This window comes from Microbacterium sp. AG790, from assembly GCF_003634765.1.
Classification (GTDB): domain Bacteria; phylum Actinomycetota; class Actinomycetes; order Actinomycetales; family Microbacteriaceae; genus Microbacterium.
In genome coordinates, this window is the sequence record NZ_RBWZ01000007.1 from 199,389 (window position 1) to 214,166 (window position 14,778).

Genomic DNA, 14,778 nt, shown 5'->3' on the forward strand with positions numbered 1-14,778 from the left:
TCGAATATCTGCCCCATTTGCACCGGTGTCAAGAGGTAGTGTGACGTCATCCGTCCGCGCGCGAAAGGTCTCGGGATGATCCAGTCCATCGACCGCGCCGCGCGCATCCTCTCGCTGCTGCAGGGCGCGCGGCGCCTCGGCATCAGCGAGCTCGCCCTCGCCCTCGACCTGCCGCCGTCGACCGTGCACGGCCTCGTGAAGTCGTTGCAGGAGCACGGCCTGGTCGTGCAGGAGGCGCGCGGCAGCCGCTACGCCCTCGGGCCGGCGCTGCTCACCCTCTCCAGCGTGTACCTCGACACCCTCGACGTGCGCGCGCGCTCGCTGCGGCGCATGCACGACCTGTCGCACCGCACCGGACTCGCATCGCGTCTGGGTGTCGCACACAACACCGATGTCCTCGTCATCCACCACGATCGCCGTCCCGACGGCACCGAACAGATGCCCGAAACCGGCATCACCCTCCCGGCGCACGCCTCCGCCCTGGGAAAGGTGCTGCTCGCCTACGACGACGACTTCCGCGCGGAGGTGCTCGGCCGCGCTCTGGCCGACTTGACCGGCGACACCGTCACGGAGGCCTCCGTCCTGGAGGAGCAGCTGATCGTCGTCCGAGACCGCGCGCTGGCGACCGAGGACGAGGAGGCCGTCATCGGCGACGCCTCCGTCGCCGTTCCGGTCACGGGTGAGGACGGCACGGTGGTCGCCGCTCTCGGGGTCGTGTTCCCCGCCCCGGCATCCGCACTCGATGCCGCCGTGCTCAAGGAGCTGCGCGACGCGGCGCAGGCGATCTCCCGCGACCTCGGCGCCCCGGGCTGGCCACCGCGAGCGCGCTCGGCGGTCTGATCAGCACCACCGGTCGTTGAGCGAGCGCAGCGAGTCGAAACGCCCCGACCGGTTACTTCACCAGCGGGAAGAGGATCGTCTCGCGGATGCCGAGCCCGGTGATCGCCATGAGCAGACGGTCGATGCCCATGCCCATGCCACCGGTCGGGGGCATGCCGTGCTCGAGCGCGCGCAGGAACTCCTCGTCGACGCGCATCGCCTCGTCGTCGCCGCGGGCCGCGAGCTTCGCCTGCTCGACGAAGCGCTCCCGCTGGATGACGGGGTCGACGAGCTCGGAGTACCCCGTGGCCAGCTCGAAGCCGCGCACGTACAGGTCCCACTTCTCCACCACACCCGCGACGGTGCGGTGCTCCCGGACGAGGGGTGAGGTGTCGAGCGGGAAGTCCATGACGAAGGTCGGCCGCTCCAGGCCCCCCTTCACGAAGTGCTCCCAGAGCTCTTCGACGTACTTGCCGTGCGTCGCGACCTTCTCGGGAACCTCCACGCCCACCGACGCGGCGAGCGCCTTCAGCTCGTCGAGCGGGGTCTCCGGGGTGATCGTCGTGCCCGCGGCATCCGAGAGGGACTCGTACATCGAGATGCGGTCCCACTGGCCGCCGAGATCGAACGCCGTGCCGTCGGCCCAGGTGACCGTCGTCGAGCCGGCCACCGCGATCGCGGCGTTCTGGATGAGCTCCTGGGTGAGATCGGCGATGCCGTTGTAGTCGGTGTACGACTGGTAGGCCTCGAGCATCGCGAACTCGGGGCTGTGGGTGGAGTCGGCGCCCTCGTTGCGGAAGTTGCGGTTGATCTCGAAGACGCGGTCGATGCCGCCGACGACGGCGCGCTTGAGGAACAGCTCCGGCGCGATGCGCAGGTACAGCTCGGCGTCGAACGCGTTGGAGTGCGTCACGAAGGGTCGCGCCGCCGCGCCGCCGTGCTGCGCCTGGAGCATGGGGGTCTCGACCTCGAGGAAGCCGTGGTCGGTGAAGGTCTGACGCAGCGACGCGTTGACCTTCGCCCGCGCGATGACCGTCTCCCGCGCCTGGTCGCGCGCGATGAGATCGAGGAAGCGCGAGCGCACCCGGCTCTCCTCGCTCAGCTCGCTGTAGAGGTTGGGCAGCGGCAGCAGCGCCTTGGCCGCGATCACCCAGTCGGTGACCATGATCGACAGCTCGCCGCGGCGGCTGGAGATGACCTGGCCCGTCACCGAGACGTGGTCGCCGAGGTCGACGAGGTCCTTCCACGCCTGCAGCGAGTCTTCGCCCACCTCGGCGAGCGAGACCATCGCCTGGATACGGCTGCCGTCGCCGGCCTGCAGCGAGGCGAAGCACAGCTTGCCGGTGTTGCGGCTGAACACGACGCGTCCGGCGACCGACGCGGTCGCACCGGTCTCGGCGCCCGCTTCGAGGTCGGTGTATCGCGCACGCAGAGCGGCGATGGTGTCGGTGACCGGCACGGCGACCGGGTAGGCGCCGCCCGCGGCATCCGTCCGCTCGGCGAGCAGCCGCTCGCGCTTGGCGAGACGCACGGCCTTCTGCTCGTGCACATCGGCGAGGTCCGCTCCCTCGGCATCAGGGGCGGCCGGGACGGGCGTGGACGCGGCGTTCGGCGTCTGAGTCATGGTGCGGGGCTCCTCGGAATCGACGTTCCAGTCTATCGAGGCGCGCCTGCGCACCTTCCGGGATGCCGCGACCGGCGCGCTCAGCCGCCGAGGACGTCGCCGATCAGCGGCGACCCGTCCTGCAGCGCCCGGTCGACGGCCGAGTGCACGAGCGCCGACAGGTAGCGTCCGGGCTCGTCGATGCCCGCCGAGCGCAGCAGCGACGTCGATTGCCGCACGACGGATGCCGAGAACGCCGTCGCCGTCGCGATGGCCTCGCCGTACGCGGCGCGGTCGGCTTCGGCGACGACGACGGGCTCGCAGCCCAGTTCGACGGCGAGTGCCTGCGCGATCGGCAGCACCGCGGCCGGCGCCGTGACCGCCGCGAACGCATCGTGCAGCTGGCGGAGGTCCATCGAGCTGCCCGTGAAGGTGACCGCGGGATGCACCGCGAGCGGGATCGCCCCGCGGCGCGCCGCGGGGGCGAGCACATCCGTGCCCCAGGCCGGGTCGGTGTGCAGAACGAGCTGCCCGACCTGCCAGCGATCGAGTTCGGCGAGACCGGCGACCAGGCTCGGCAGTTCGTCGTGCGGAACGGCGATCACCACGAGCTCGCTGCGGCGCACGATCTCGTCCGCATCGAGCACGGGAACGCCGGGCAGGATCGCTTCGACCCGGTCACGGTCGGAGCCGGCCGTGATGCCCACGAGGGCGTGTCCGGCGCCGGCGAGAGCCGCCCCGATGACGGGGCCGACGCGCCCGGCGCCGATGATCCCCACACCCAATCTGCTCGCGCCGCTCATGCGCGTCCTTCCTCTTCGTCGATGGTCGCGATCGGCGTCGGCGCCGGGTCGGCCGCCGGCGCGGCATCCCACCGGTGTGAACGATCGCTTGCCGCGGCCGCGATCACCGCCGTCGCCGCCTGCTGCCATACCGCGACCGCGTCGTCGCGATCGAGCGCGCCGACCGCCCCCGGCACCTGTCCGGCGACGGTGTGCCCGGTGAGGGACGCCGCCTTCTGGGAGCGGCCGATCGGGCCCTGAGACAGCGCCACCGACTGCAGGCGCGCGAGCGGGAGGATCACGAGCGAGCGCCAGATGAGTCCGCGGCGAAGCAGGATCGCGTCGGGGGTGAGCAGCACACCGTTGCGACGCCACGACAGCGGCCGCAACCACCACGCGCGCCGCGGGGTCGTCACGTACGGGTCGCTCTCGTCGTGGGGGCCGAGCAGGCCGTGCACGACGAGTTCCTGCCACTGCGACGCCGAGATCCCGGGAAGGAACAGGCGGAGCACCCGCTCGACGTCGTCGCGGGTGCCGACGGGCAGCACGTCCGCGAACTGCTGCGACTGCGCGTCATTGGCCGAACGCCCCGAGAGCCGGTTGACCCGGATCGACCACCAGCCGCAGCCGCGCCAGAGCAGCGGCTGACGGATCTCGAAGGCGTGCACGCGTCCCGGCGGCAACGTCTCGGTGATGGTCGTGAACAGGCCGAAGGTGATGCGCACCCCTGAGGGCGTCGGGGCGATCGAGTAGCGCAGCGCGCGGGTGATCGTACGGAACCAGTAGGCCGCGAACCCCAGCGCGGCCGGCACGAGCGTGAACAGCACCCAGGGGGTGCCGACGACCGAGCCGACGATGATGGCGGCGACGACGACCAGCAGCCACAGCGTCGACCCCGACAGCAGCCGTGAGCCGATGAGTCTTCCCGGCGGGATGTGCACGACGGATGCCGGTTCGGCGACGGGCTGTTCGGCGCCGTCGATCAGCCCGGTCAGGGCGGCGCCGACCGTGGCGACGGCGGCGCGTCCTCGGGACAGCGAACCCACGGCATCCGCCGTTCGCGCGAGCTGACGACCGGAGGCAAGACGCAGGATGTCGGCGCGCACTGCCTCGGCGTTGGCGGTCGAGAGGTACTCGAGCTTGACGTTGCTGTCGAGGCCCGCCCCGACGACCTCGAGCTTGGCCGCACCCAGCAGGCGCGCGACCATCGGGCGGATCAGGTTGACGCCCTGCACCCGATCCAGCGGCGCGCGGCGGTGGGTGCGGAAGAGGATGCCGCTTCGCACCTCGACGTCGTCGCCGGTGATGCGGAACGTGTGGAAGCGCCACGACAGCCAGAAGCCGCCCAGAAGGAGCAGCAGCACGGCCAGCACCGCCACAAGCGCGAGCAGGATGAGGTTGTTGCTGACGACGTAGTCGACGGGGTCGGCCTCGTAGCGTTCCAGGTCGGCGACGGCTGGGAAGAGCCAGCCGATGATGCGGTCGCGCAGGTTCGTGATGACGATGCCGAGTACGACGACGAGGAACAGCCCGCCGCGCAGCACGGGCGTGAGGGGGTGCAGCCGGTGCCACTCACCGTCGCTGAGCGGCGAGCGCACGTCGGCGACGGCGGCGGGATCGGTCACAGGCCGGTCCGTCGGGTCTCTGCCACCGCGATCAGGGTGTCGCGCAGCAGTTCGGCGGCGGGCTGCGTGAGTCCGGGGATCACGACACCGGTGGTCGCCGCGGCGGTCACGAGCTTGAGCTGAGCGATGCCGAAGACCCGGTCGAGGGGACCGTGGGTGATGTCGACGAGCTGCATCCGGCCGTAAGGAACCGCGACCATCCTCTGCCAGAGGATGCCGCGGCGGAACACGAGGTCGTCCTCGCGCAGCTGGTAGCCGTAGGCGCGGGCCTGGCGCGGGAGGATCACGAGCGTCCACACCGTCACGACCGTGACGACTCCCGCCGGAATCCACACCCAGCCGAGCCGCAGCAGGACGGCGCCGACCACGGCGGCGGCGAGGACCAGCGCGAGGAAGGCGAGCGTCGAGATCAGCCGCACCCAGACGTAGTTGCGCGACAGCAGGTGCCAGGTGCCGTCGCCGAGCGGCAGCCGGTTGGCGCTGCGCGGCTCGAGGAGGCGGTCGTAGGTCCCCGCGTCGAGCACGCCACCCCCGGGCTCGAGGTCAGTCGTGGTGGGAGAGGCCGAATCCTGGTTCGGGAGGTCCGGGGTGTTCGTCATCGTCGTCCTTCCGGATGGTGCAGAGGTGCTCGGCGACGAGCCCCGCCGCGACCAGCACGAGGCCGCCGACGATCGCGGCGATCACCGGTCCTGTCGAGCCTAACGAGGGCGCCACCGGTCGCGTGATCAGGAAGGCCAGAAGTCCCGCCGCGACACCGGCGACACCGGCGCCGACAAGGGTCGACGCCTTGGCCAGCATCGCGACGCGGACGGCCCGGAAGGGATCGACCGGCGCGGTCTGCGCACCGGCGGTCGCCCGACGGATCGGCAGGGCGAACAGCACGAGGGCGATGCCGAGCAGCACGAGCAGGATCGGCAACAGGAACGACGGCGTGAAGGCGGGGCGGCCTGTCGCCGTCAGCACCTGGTCGACGGCGAACCCGAGGAACACGCCGATCGCGATGGCGACGACGATCGTGCCCGCTTTGGTGCGCTTCACGCCGGGCCCCCGTCCGGCGCCGGCTCGGCATCCGCGGACGCCTCGGCATCGCGCAGGTCTGCGAGGAGGTCGCGCACGCGACCGACGCCGGGCAGCACGGCCTCGGGGTCGACGTGCAGCCACGGCTCGAGCACGAACGTCCGCTCCGCCGCGCGCGGGTGCGGCAGGGTCAGCGCCGGATCGTCCGAGCGCACGTCGCCGTAGGCGATGAGATCGAGATCGAGCGTGCGGCTCTGCCAGCGGAGGTCATCGACCCGGCGCGGCGGCCGGCCGTGCGCCTCCTCGATGGCGTGGAGGTAGCCCAGCAGCACGGAGGGGGCGAGACGGGTCGTCACGAGCGCGACAGCGTTCAGGTAGGCCGGCGCGTCCGCATCCGGACCGTCCAGCGTCAGCGCGACCGTCTCGATGGGCGCGGAGGCGACGACGCGCGTCGTCAGCGGCAGGCGCGCGAGCTCTTCGAGGGCCGCCGTCATCGTCGCCTGCCGGTCGCCCAGGTTGGCGCCGATCGCGATCACCGCGATCGTCTCTGCGGAGTCGCGGGCGGGCATGTCGTCGGAGAAGCCCTGCGCGAGGCGGCGGTTCATGCGGGCACTCCTTCACGAGCGCGACGGATCGTCACGCTCACGTCGTCGAACGGCACCGTGATGGGCGCCTGCGGTTTGTGGATCGTGACCTCGACGGCATCCACCCGCGCGTACGCGAGAGCGCGATCGGCGATGCGCTGGGCGACGGTCTCGAGCAGGTCCGCCGGCTCGCCGGAGAGCACCGCGGCGACCTGGTCGGCGAACTCGCCGTAGTGCACGGTGTCGGCGACGTCGTCGCTCTGAGCGGCGGCGGCGAGCGAGAGCTCCAGCGCCACGTCGGCGATGAAGACCTGCCCCTCGCGGCGCTCGTGCGCGTAGACCCCGTGGTACCCGGTGGCCCGGATGCCGGTGAGAGTGATGCGGTCGCTCATGCGCCTCCTCCGTCGTTCTCGCCGTTCCACCGGCTCCACACCGTGAGGGCATCGCTCGTGGCGGCGACGTCGTGCACGCGCACGGCCCATGCGCCGGCCTGCGCCGCGAGGACGCTCGTGACAGCGGTCGCGAGATCGCGGCGGGAGGTCGAGACCTCCACGCCCTCGGCACCCGCCAGCGCCTCGGCGAGGAAGCGCTTACGGCTGGTGCCGACGAGGACGCGCGGACCGATCGCGACGATCTGCCCGAGGGCGCGCAGCGCCTCCCAGTTCTGCGCACCGCGCTTGCCGAAGCCGATGCCCGGATCGAGGATGATCCGATCGGGCGAGATCCCGGCGGCCGCAGCCGCGCCGACCCGCCCCTCCAGCTCGGCGACGAGGTCACGGGCGAGATCGGCGTAGGCGGCGTGGGCGTACATGTCGGCGGAGTGGCCCCGCCAGTGCTGCAGGACGACGTCGACGTCGGATGCCGCGACGACCCCGAGCATGTCGGGATCTCCCAGCCCGCCGGAGACGTCGTTGACGATGCGCGCCCCGGCGTCGATCGCCGCCTGCGCGGTGCTCGCGTTCATCGTGTCGATGCTCACGAGGGCGCCCTCGGCGGCGAGAGCCGCGACGACCGGCAGCACGCGCGCCTGCTCCTCGGCGGGGGCGACGCGTTCGGCGCCCGGCCGGGTCGACTCTCCGCCGACGTCGAGGATGTGGGCGCCGTCGGCGAGCAAGGAGCGGCCGTGCGCGATCGCGGCGTCGGCCGCGAGGAAGCGCCCGCCGTCGCTGAACGAGTCGGGGGTGACGTTGACGATGCCCATGATCGCGGTCATGCGGGCGTCCCCGTCACGAGCATCATGATCTCGGCGCGCGCCGACGGCTCGGCGAGCTCACCGCGCGCGGCGATCGTGATGGTCGCGGCATCGGGCTGGCGTCCCCCGCGCATCGTGACGCACTCGTGGCGGGCGGCGAGCACGACGAGCACACCGCGCGCATCGAGGGCCGCGGCGATGGTGTCGGCGATCTGCTCCCCCAGCCGCTCCTGCACTTGCGGTCGGGCCGCGAGCACGTCGACGACTTTGGGCAGCGCCCCGAGGCCCACCACCTGCTCACCCGGCAGGTACGCGATGTGCGCGCGTCCCGCGAAGGGCAGGAGGTGGTGTTCGCAGACGGAGCGGAAGCGGATGTCGCGCAGCAGCACCGCGCCGGAGGGCAACGTGTCGGGCGCCGGCCCGCGGGAGACGCTGATGGTGTGGGCCAGCGGCTCGGCGGCATCCTGTCCCACCCCCGCGAAGAAGTCGGCGTAGGCGTCGGCGACGCGCTGCGGGGTCGCCTTCAGCCCCGGGCGATCGGGGTCCTCCCCGATCGCGACGAGGATGTCGCGCACGGCGGCGGCGACGCGGTCTCGATCGACGGCCACGTCACGAGCCTAGGCGGTGGCGGGGCGCGCCTGCCCGCTCGGACGCCGCTGCGCCGCGGTCTGCGTCGCGTGCTGCTCCTCCGCGACGGATGCCGCGGCCAGCCCGGCCTCGTCCTGACGACGGGGCACATCCACCGGCGGCAGCATCGAGACGGGGCGGTCGTCGCTGGAGAGCCACTGGGGGCGCGGGGGCAGCTTTTTGACGTCGCGGAACATCTCGGCGAGCTCCAGGTGGTCCAGCGTCTCCTTCTCCAGGAGGGCCAGGGCGAGCTTGTCGAGGATGTCGCGGTTCGCGTTGATCACCTCGTAGGCCTCGTTGTGTGCCTGCTCGATGAGGTCGCGCACCTGCTTGTCGACGCGCTCGGCGATGCGCTCGGAGAAGTCGCGGCCGTGACCCATGTCGCGGCCCATGAAGACCTCGCCGGAGGAGGAGCCGAGCTTGACGGGTCCCACATCGGTGGTCATGCCGTACTCGGTGACCATCTTGCGGGCGATGCCGGTGGCCTTCTCGATGTCGTTGCTCGCACCGGTGGTCGGGTCGTGGAAGACGATCTCCTCCGCCACGCGGCCGCCCATGGCGTAGGTGAGCTGGTCCTGCAGCTCGTTGCGGGTGACGGAGTACTTGTCTTCGAGTGGCAGCACCATCGTGTATCCGAGGGCCTTGCCGCGCGGAAGGATCGTGACCTTCGTGACGGGGTCGGTGTTGTTCATCGCCGCCGCAGCGAGGGCGTGACCACCCTCGTGGTACGCGGTGATGAGCTTCTCCTTGTCCTTCATGATGCGCGTGCGACGCTGCGGGCCGGCGATGACGCGGTCGATGGCCTCATCGAGCGCGCGCATGTCGATGAGCTGCGCGTTGGAGCGCGCCGTCAGCAGCGCCGCCTCGTTGAGCACGTTGGCGAGGTCGGCGCCGGTGAAGCCGGGCGTCTTGCGCGCGATGACGGCGAGGTCGACCGACGGCGAGAGGGGCTTGCCGCGACCGTGCACCTCGAGGATGCGCTGGCGACCCTTGAGGTCGGGGGCGTCGACGCCGATCTGGCGGTCGAAGCGGCCCGGGCGCAGAAGCGCCGGGTCGAGGATGTCGGGACGGTTGGTGGCGGCGATGACCAGCACCGACGCCTTCGGGTCGAAGCCGTCCATCTCGACGAGCATCTGGTTGAGCGTCTGCTCGCGCTCGTCGTGACCGCCGCCCATGCCGGCGCCGCGGTGGCGGCCGACGGCGTCGATCTCGTCGATGAAGATGATCGCGGGGGCATTCTCCTTGGCCTGGTTGAACAGGTCGCGCACGCGGCTCGCGCCGACGCCCACGAACATCTCGACGAAGTCGGAGCCCGAGATGGAGTAGAACGGCACGCCCGCCTCTCCGGCGACGGCGCGCGCGAGCAGGGTCTTGCCGGTTCCGGGAGGGCCGTACAGCAGCACGCCCTTCGGGATGCGGGCGCCGACGGCCTGGAACTTCGCGGGATCCTTCAGGAAGTCCTTGATCTCCTGCATCTCCTCGATGGCCTCGTCGGCACCGGCGACGTCGGCGAAGGTGACCGTCGGGGTCTCCTTCGTCACGAGCTTCGCGCGGGACTTGCCGAACTGCATGACCTTGCTGTTGCCGCCCTGGGCGGCGGAGAAGAAGAACCAGAAGAGCAGACCCAGCAACAGGATCGGGATCAGCAGCGAGAGCAGGCTCTCGAAGAAGGTGGTGCGCGGGACGACGTCGTTGTAGCCGTCCTTCGGGGTCGCGGCATCCACGGCCGAGACGACCTCGTTGGCGCGCGCGCCGACGTAGTAGAACTGCACCTGGTTGGCGCCCTGGAACGGCGCGGACAGGGTCATGTCCACCCGCTGGTCGCCGTCGGTGTTCGTCACCTGCGTGACGGTGCCGCCCTTCAGGAGGTTCAGCCCCTCCTGCGTCGTGATCTGCTTGGCCCCGGTGAGCGTCGAGATCAGCGACATGCCGATCAGCAACAGGGCGCCGATGAGCAACACGTAGACGAACGGGTTGCGGCTGAGCTTCTTGAAGTCCATGATCCGCTCAGGCTACCGCGCGGCGACTATGGGGCGTCTGTGCATTCGCCACAGGCGAACCGGGAGCGGCCGCGCACCGCCGGTCGTTGAGCGAGCGGAGCGAGTCGAAACGCCCCTCGCCCCGCCGGTGTCAGCTGTAGACGTGCGGCGCGAGCACCGCGACGTCGCGGAGGTTGCGGAAGCGCTCGTCGTAGTCGAGGCCGTAGCCGACGACGAAGTCGGTGGGGATGTCGAAGCCGACGTAGCGGCAGTCGATCTCGACCTTGGCCGCTTCGGGCTTGCGCAGCAGAGCGAGGATCTCGATCGATGCCGCACCGCGGGAGGCGAAGTTCTCCAGCAGCCAGCTGAGGGTGAGGCCGGAGTCGATGATGTCCTCGACGATGAGGACGTGCTTGCCGGTGAGGTCGGTGTCGAGGTCCTTGCGGATCTGTACGACGCCGCTGGACTTGGTACCGGCACCGTAGGAGGAGACGGCCATCCAGTCGATGACCACGTCGCGGCGGAGCTTGCGGGAGAAGTCGGCCATCACCATGACGGCGCCCTTCAGCACGCCGATCAGCAGCAGGTCTTTGCCGGCGTAGTCGGCCTCGACGCGCTGAGCCAGCTCGCCGAGCTTCTCGTGGATCTGTTCCTCGGTGACGAGGACGGTGGACAACTGGTCAGCGATGTCGGCTGCGCGCATTCCTCGATTTTAGGCGCTCCTCACGCGGCGGCTCAGTCGGCCGCCGTGAAAACGAGTCGGGTGCCGCTGCGGTGGGCGCGGCATCCGGGGAGGTCGATCGGGCCCTGGCCACGCCAGTCGGTGACGAGTCGGGCGACCTCGAGGGTCTGGGTGCGGGTGAGGCTCACGCCGAACTCGCTCGCGACGACGTGGCGGATGATGCGGTGACGCAGCGCGGGCGGGTTGGCGGCGAGCGCGGGAACCGACACCGCGATGCCGGCTGAGGCGTGCTCGACGATGTCTTCGATGGTCTCGTCGATCATCTCGGCGAAAGCGGCGGCATCCTCACGCAGCTGATCGCTCGTGCGGGCGAGCGCCTCGGCGACGCCGGGGCCGAGCTCGGCTTCGAGCACGGGCATGACGTCTTGGCGCACGCGCACGCGGAGGAACCGGCGGTCGAGATTGTGCGGGTCTTCCCACGGCGGCAGGCCCGCCGCGGTGCACGCGGCGCGGGTGGTCGCGCGGCGCACGTCGAGCAGGGGGCGGAGGATGCGGATGCCGTCTTCAACGCGGTCGGGCGACATGCCGCCGAGGCTCGCGGCGCCGGAGCCACGGGCCAGGCCGATGAGGACCGTCTCGGCCTGGTCGTCGAGGGTGTGGGCGAGCAGGATCGCTTCGGCCCCGGCATCCTTCGCGGCGGCGAGCAGGGCGGCACGGCGGGCATCGCGGGCAGCGGCTTCGGGCCCGCCCTCAGTGCCGACCTCGACGCGGATGACGCGGGCGGGCAGGCCCCGCTCCTCTGCGACGGCGGCCGCGCGGGCGGCGACCCGGTCGGATCCCGCCTGCAGACCGTGGTCGATGATCGCCGCGGATGCCGTGACCCCGGCTTTCGGCGCCTCGAACGCGACCGCGTCGGCGAGCGCGAGCGAGTCGGCGCCGCCCGACAGGCCCACCAGCACGGGACCGGAGACCGTCGCGAGGGCGGCGCGCACCGCCCGACGGATCTCGGCGACGGCGGGGTCGAGGCTGGGGCGGTGGTCCACGGCATCCACGCTAGCGACTGCGAGCCCGCCGACTAGGCTGGATGCCGGCATCCACCAGACCCTCCGAAGGAGAACCAGCATGGGCGCATACGACGCCGTCATCGAGATTCCGCGCGGCAGCCGCGTGAAGTACGAGGTCGACCACGGCACCGGCCGGGTGTTCCTGGACCGCGTGCTGTTCACGCCGATGGGCTACCCCGCGAACTACGGCTTCTTCGAAGACACCCTCGGCGAGGACGGCGACCCGCTCGACGTGCTGCTGCTGCTCGACCGCGACCTGTACCCGGGCGTCATGGCGAAGGTGCGCCCCGTCGCCGTGCTGAAGATGCTCGACGAGGCCGGCGGCGACGACAAGGTCGTGGCCGTGCTCGCGAAGGATCCGCGCTGGGCGCACATCCAGGACGTCGACGACCTCGACGAGTGGACCAAGGGCGAGATCGGCCACTTCTTCGAGCACTACAAGGACCTCGAGCCCGGCAAGTGGGTCAAGGTCGACCAGTGGGCCGGAGCCGAAGAGGCCGAGCGCCTGGTCGCCGAGGCGTTCCAGCGCTTCCAGGACGAGGACGCGCAGACCGCCACCCAGGGTGAGGGCCACGCCCCCAAGACCATTTGAGACCTGGTCTCACACGCAGAAGAGCGGATGCCGATCGGCATCCGCTCTTCTGCGTTGCGGCACTCGTCAGTAGACGTCGATGCCGTGGTCGTAAAGCACGGGCGCCGGGTCGATGCGCACGCCCTGCCAGTAGACCTCGAAGTGCAGGTGGCAGCCGGTGGAGGCGCCGGTGTTGCCGACATGGGCGATGAGGTCGCCCGCGTTGACCCAGTCGCCGACGTTGACGTTGTAGCCGCCGCTGACGATGTGGGCGTAGCCGGTGACGACACCGCCGCCGTGGTCGACCTTGACGTAGTTTCCCCAGTCGCCGGTGTACTGCGCCCAGACGACGCGGCCCGAGGCTGCGGCGTAGATGGGCGACCAGCAGGAGGTGGCGAAGTCGATGCCGCGGTGGCCGCCGCTGGTGCACACGCCGTTGCCGCAGACCGAGCCGCGGTTGCCGAACCACGAGCTGATGTAGCCGGATGCCGGGCGCACCCAGCCGTCGGTGCCGGGCGTTCCGCCACCGCCGCCACCGCCGCCGCCTCCGCCGCCCCCACCACCGCCGCCGTTTCCGGCGTTGGCGGCGGCCTCTTCGGCGGCCTTGCGTGCGGCCTCGGCGGCCGCAGCCTGCCGGGCTTCTTCGGCCTTGCGCGCGGCTTCGACGCCAGCCTGGTAGTCGGCGACCGTCTTCGCGGTCTGGTCCTGGAGCGCGGCGAGCTGCGCCTGGAGGGTGCCGAGGTTCTTGTCCTGCTCGGCGAGCGCGGCTTGGGCGGCGGCGGCAGCATCCTGCGCGGCCTGCATCTTCTGCTGGGCTGCCTGCTGCAGACGGTCGCGCTCGTCGCGGGCCAGCTTGGCCTTGTCGCTCAGGCTCTGGGCGTTGTTGCGGGCGCTGACCGCGTCGGCGTAGACGCCGCGGTTGGCCTCGACCAGACGGTCCATCGTGCCGAGCTTGGCGAGCAGGTCGTCGGCGCTGGCGGCGGAGCCGGAGAAGAAGAGCTCCATCGACGGGTCGCTGCCGCCGGCGCGGTACTGCTGGGCGGCGAGGCGGCCGAGCTTCTTGGCCGACTCGGTTGCGCGGGCCGACTCTTCGTCGGCCTGCTTCTGCAGAGCGTCAGCGTTGTCGGACGCGGTCTCGAAGTCGATCTGCGCCTGCACGTATTCGTTGGCGAGACGCTCGGCGTCGGCCTGCTTCGCTGCGACGTCGGCCTGTAGGGCGGCGATCAGACCCTGGATACGGGTGACTTCGTTGGCCTTGGCGGCCTCGTTGTTCTTGGCGTTCTGTACGTCGTCCCACGAGGGGTAGTCGGCGGCGAACGCGGACGGGCTGAACCGCAGGCCGAAGGCGCTGACGGCGCCGAGGCTCAGAACGCCGAGCCCCGCGAGGCCCAGGGCGGACCGGCGGCTCATCGGGCCGCGCAGGCCCGCCATTTCCGTGGCGGTCGGCGCGCAACCGCAGTCTTCCGCCGAAGCGGCCTTCTCGGTCTTCACCTCGAACCTCCGTCTTTCACGCGCGTTGACCCCCGCCATCCCGCGATGGCAACACACGTCACACTAACAACATTCGTCACATTCGCCCAGGGGTTTCTGGTGATGAAACCGCTGGGAGACCGGGGCAGATCGGAGGCTCGCACGCGCCGCACCCGCGGCCATCCTCCCCCGCGGAGAGCGCGCGACGCGGCATCCCACGCCCTCGATTTCCGATTTGCTGGATGATCTCTTATGCTTGAGCGTCGGTAAGAATGAGCCTCCGGGTTCGCTCGGCCCCATCGTTTAGCGGCCTAGGACGCCGCCCTTTCACGGCGGTAGCACGGGTTCGAATCCCGTTGGGGTCACTCTCCGACACACAACTGAATACGTATGGCCCTGTAGCGCAGTTGGTTAGCGTGCCGCCCTGTCACGGCGGAGGTCGCGGGTTCAAGTCCCGTCAGGGTCGCTCCGAGCGACGGGCCCTTTTCTTTCGAGATCGAGGGCCCTTCGTGTAGGACGCGGCAGATTCTCTCAAGCGGATGCCGCGCGGCTCTGTAGCTCAGTTGGTAGAGCGCACGACTGAAAATCGTGAGGTCACGGGATCGACGCCCGTCGGAGCCACACGGACCGTCGTTACAACGGTCCCAGAAACCCTCGCCTAGCTTCTACATGGCGGGGGTTTTGCTTTGGGCTGGTGAGCGGCGGCTTCCGCGGACATACAGCGGGCGCCCCCCCGGTCGTTGAGCGAGCGCAGCGAGTCGAA

The 14,778-nt window shown here is 70.8% G+C and carries 15 protein-coding genes and 3 tRNA genes; 5 read left to right on the top strand and 13 right to left on the bottom strand.

Going from position 1 to position 14,778, the window contains the following annotated elements; genetic code table 11:
* Positions 1-75: 75 nt before the first annotated feature.
* Positions 76-840, top strand: a complete 765-nt coding sequence (locus DEU37_RS06520) for an IclR family transcriptional regulator (protein ID WP_121189785.1) — start codon at positions 76-78, stop codon at positions 838-840.
* A gap of 52 nt (positions 841-892) precedes the next feature.
* On the opposite strand, the gene lysS is transcribed toward DEU37_RS06520, so the two are convergent.
* The 12 genes from lysS to tilS form a co-directional block, all read right to left on the bottom strand.
* Positions 893-2,443: a lysine--tRNA ligase gene (gene lysS, locus DEU37_RS06525; RefSeq protein WP_121189786.1), complete on the bottom strand. Its 1,551-nt coding sequence runs from the start codon at positions 2,441-2,443 to the stop codon at positions 893-895.
* Between the two features lie 80 nt (positions 2,444-2,523).
* Entirely contained in the window at positions 2,524-3,225 is a 702-nt protein-coding gene (locus DEU37_RS06530; protein WP_121189787.1) for a Rossmann-like and DUF2520 domain-containing protein, read from the bottom strand.
* A complete protein-coding gene (locus DEU37_RS06535; RefSeq protein ID WP_121189788.1) occupies positions 3,222-4,829 on the bottom strand; it encodes a PH domain-containing protein in 1,608 nt (535 codons plus the stop codon). The genes DEU37_RS06530 and DEU37_RS06535 overlap by 4 nt, the downstream gene beginning before the upstream one ends.
* Positions 4,826-5,428: a PH domain-containing protein gene (locus DEU37_RS06540; RefSeq protein WP_121189789.1), complete on the bottom strand. Its 603-nt coding sequence runs from the start codon at positions 5,426-5,428 to the stop codon at positions 4,826-4,828. The genes DEU37_RS06535 and DEU37_RS06540 overlap by 4 nt, the downstream gene beginning before the upstream one ends.
* The gene (locus DEU37_RS06545; protein ID WP_121189790.1) at positions 5,373-5,867 is read right to left on the bottom strand and encodes a DUF3180 family protein; all 495 of its coding nucleotides are present in this window, start codon (positions 5,865-5,867) and stop codon (positions 5,373-5,375) included. The genes DEU37_RS06540 and DEU37_RS06545 overlap by 56 nt, the downstream gene beginning before the upstream one ends.
* Entirely contained in the window at positions 5,864-6,451 is a 588-nt protein-coding gene (folK, locus tag DEU37_RS06550) for a 2-amino-4-hydroxy-6-hydroxymethyldihydropteridine diphosphokinase (RefSeq protein ID WP_121189791.1), read from the bottom strand. The genes DEU37_RS06545 and folK overlap by 4 nt, the downstream gene beginning before the upstream one ends.
* Complete coding sequence (gene folB, locus DEU37_RS06555; protein ID WP_121189792.1) at positions 6,448-6,822, bottom strand: dihydroneopterin aldolase; 375 nt, start codon at positions 6,820-6,822, stop codon at positions 6,448-6,450. Before folB ends, folK begins: the two co-directional genes overlap by 4 nt.
* Entirely contained in the window at positions 6,819-7,643 is an 825-nt protein-coding gene (folP, locus tag DEU37_RS06560) for a dihydropteroate synthase (RefSeq protein ID WP_121189793.1), read from the bottom strand. Before folP ends, folB begins: the two co-directional genes overlap by 4 nt.
* Positions 7,640-8,230, bottom strand: coding sequence for a GTP cyclohydrolase I (gene folE, locus DEU37_RS06565; protein ID WP_121189794.1), 591 nt, complete (start codon positions 8,228-8,230; stop codon positions 7,640-7,642). Before folE ends, folP begins: the two co-directional genes overlap by 4 nt.
* Positions 8,231-8,239: 9 nt before the next feature.
* Positions 8,240-10,249, bottom strand: a complete 2,010-nt coding sequence (ftsH, locus tag DEU37_RS06570) for an ATP-dependent zinc metalloprotease FtsH (protein WP_121189795.1) — start codon at positions 10,247-10,249, stop codon at positions 8,240-8,242.
* Between the two features lie 130 nt (positions 10,250-10,379).
* Positions 10,380-10,931 carry a hypoxanthine phosphoribosyltransferase gene (gene hpt / locus DEU37_RS06575; RefSeq protein ID WP_005050671.1) on the bottom strand — a complete coding sequence of 184 codons (552 nt, stop codon included), beginning with the start codon at positions 10,929-10,931 and terminating at the stop codon, positions 10,380-10,382.
* A gap of 32 nt (positions 10,932-10,963) precedes the next feature.
* A complete protein-coding gene (gene tilS, locus DEU37_RS06580) occupies positions 10,964-11,962 on the bottom strand; it encodes a tRNA lysidine(34) synthetase TilS (protein WP_121189796.1) in 999 nt (332 codons plus the stop codon).
* A gap of 70 nt (positions 11,963-12,032) precedes the next feature.
* Here tilS and DEU37_RS06585 point away from each other — a divergent pair, with 70 nt between their 5' ends.
* Complete coding sequence (locus DEU37_RS06585) at positions 12,033-12,566, top strand: inorganic diphosphatase (RefSeq protein ID WP_121189797.1); 534 nt, start codon at positions 12,033-12,035, stop codon at positions 12,564-12,566.
* A gap of 66 nt (positions 12,567-12,632) precedes the next feature.
* Here the strand turns inward: DEU37_RS06585 and DEU37_RS06590 are convergent, their stop codons facing one another.
* Entirely contained in the window at positions 12,633-14,036 is a 1,404-nt protein-coding gene (locus tag DEU37_RS06590; RefSeq protein ID WP_183043602.1) for a M23 family metallopeptidase, read from the bottom strand.
* A 271-nt stretch (positions 14,037-14,307) separates the two neighbouring features.
* Between DEU37_RS06590 and DEU37_RS06595 the strand changes: the two genes are divergently transcribed.
* The 3 genes from DEU37_RS06595 (at position 14,308) to DEU37_RS06605 (ending at position 14,636) form a co-directional block, all read left to right on the top strand.
* Positions 14,308-14,380, top strand: a tRNA-Glu gene (locus tag DEU37_RS06595).
* Between the two features lie 27 nt (positions 14,381-14,407).
* Positions 14,408-14,481: transfer RNA gene (locus tag DEU37_RS06600), tRNA-Asp, on the top strand.
* 82 nt (positions 14,482-14,563) lie between these two features.
* A tRNA-Phe gene (locus tag DEU37_RS06605) sits at positions 14,564-14,636 on the top strand.
* Positions 14,637-14,778 lie beyond the last annotated feature (142 nt).

Coding starts and splice junctions, on each gene's coding strand:
- folB (WP_121189792.1), bottom strand. CDS start 6,822: ATGAGCGACCGCATCACTCTCACCGGCATCCGGGCCACCGGGTACCAC.
- hpt (WP_005050671.1), bottom strand. CDS start 10,931: ATGCGCGCAGCCGACATCGCTGACCAGTTGTCCACCGTCCTCGTCACC.
- DEU37_RS06585 (WP_121189797.1), top strand. CDS start 12,033: ATGGGCGCATACGACGCCGTCATCGAGATTCCGCGCGGCAGCCGCGTG.
- DEU37_RS06520 (WP_121189785.1), top strand. CDS start 76: ATGATCCAGTCCATCGACCGCGCCGCGCGCATCCTCTCGCTGCTGCAG.
- DEU37_RS06540 (WP_121189789.1), bottom strand. CDS start 5,428: ATGACGAACACCCCGGACCTCCCGAACCAGGATTCGGCCTCTCCCACC.
- folK (WP_121189791.1), bottom strand. CDS start 6,451: ATGAACCGCCGCCTCGCGCAGGGCTTCTCCGACGACATGCCCGCCCGC.
- DEU37_RS06530 (WP_121189787.1), bottom strand. CDS start 3,225: ATGAGCGGCGCGAGCAGATTGGGTGTGGGGATCATCGGCGCCGGGCGC.
- ftsH (WP_121189795.1), bottom strand. CDS start 10,249: ATGGACTTCAAGAAGCTCAGCCGCAACCCGTTCGTCTACGTGTTGCTC.
- lysS (WP_121189786.1), bottom strand. CDS start 2,443: ATGACTCAGACGCCGAACGCCGCGTCCACGCCCGTCCCGGCCGCCCCT.
- folP (WP_121189793.1), bottom strand. CDS start 7,643: ATGACCGCGATCATGGGCATCGTCAACGTCACCCCCGACTCGTTCAGC.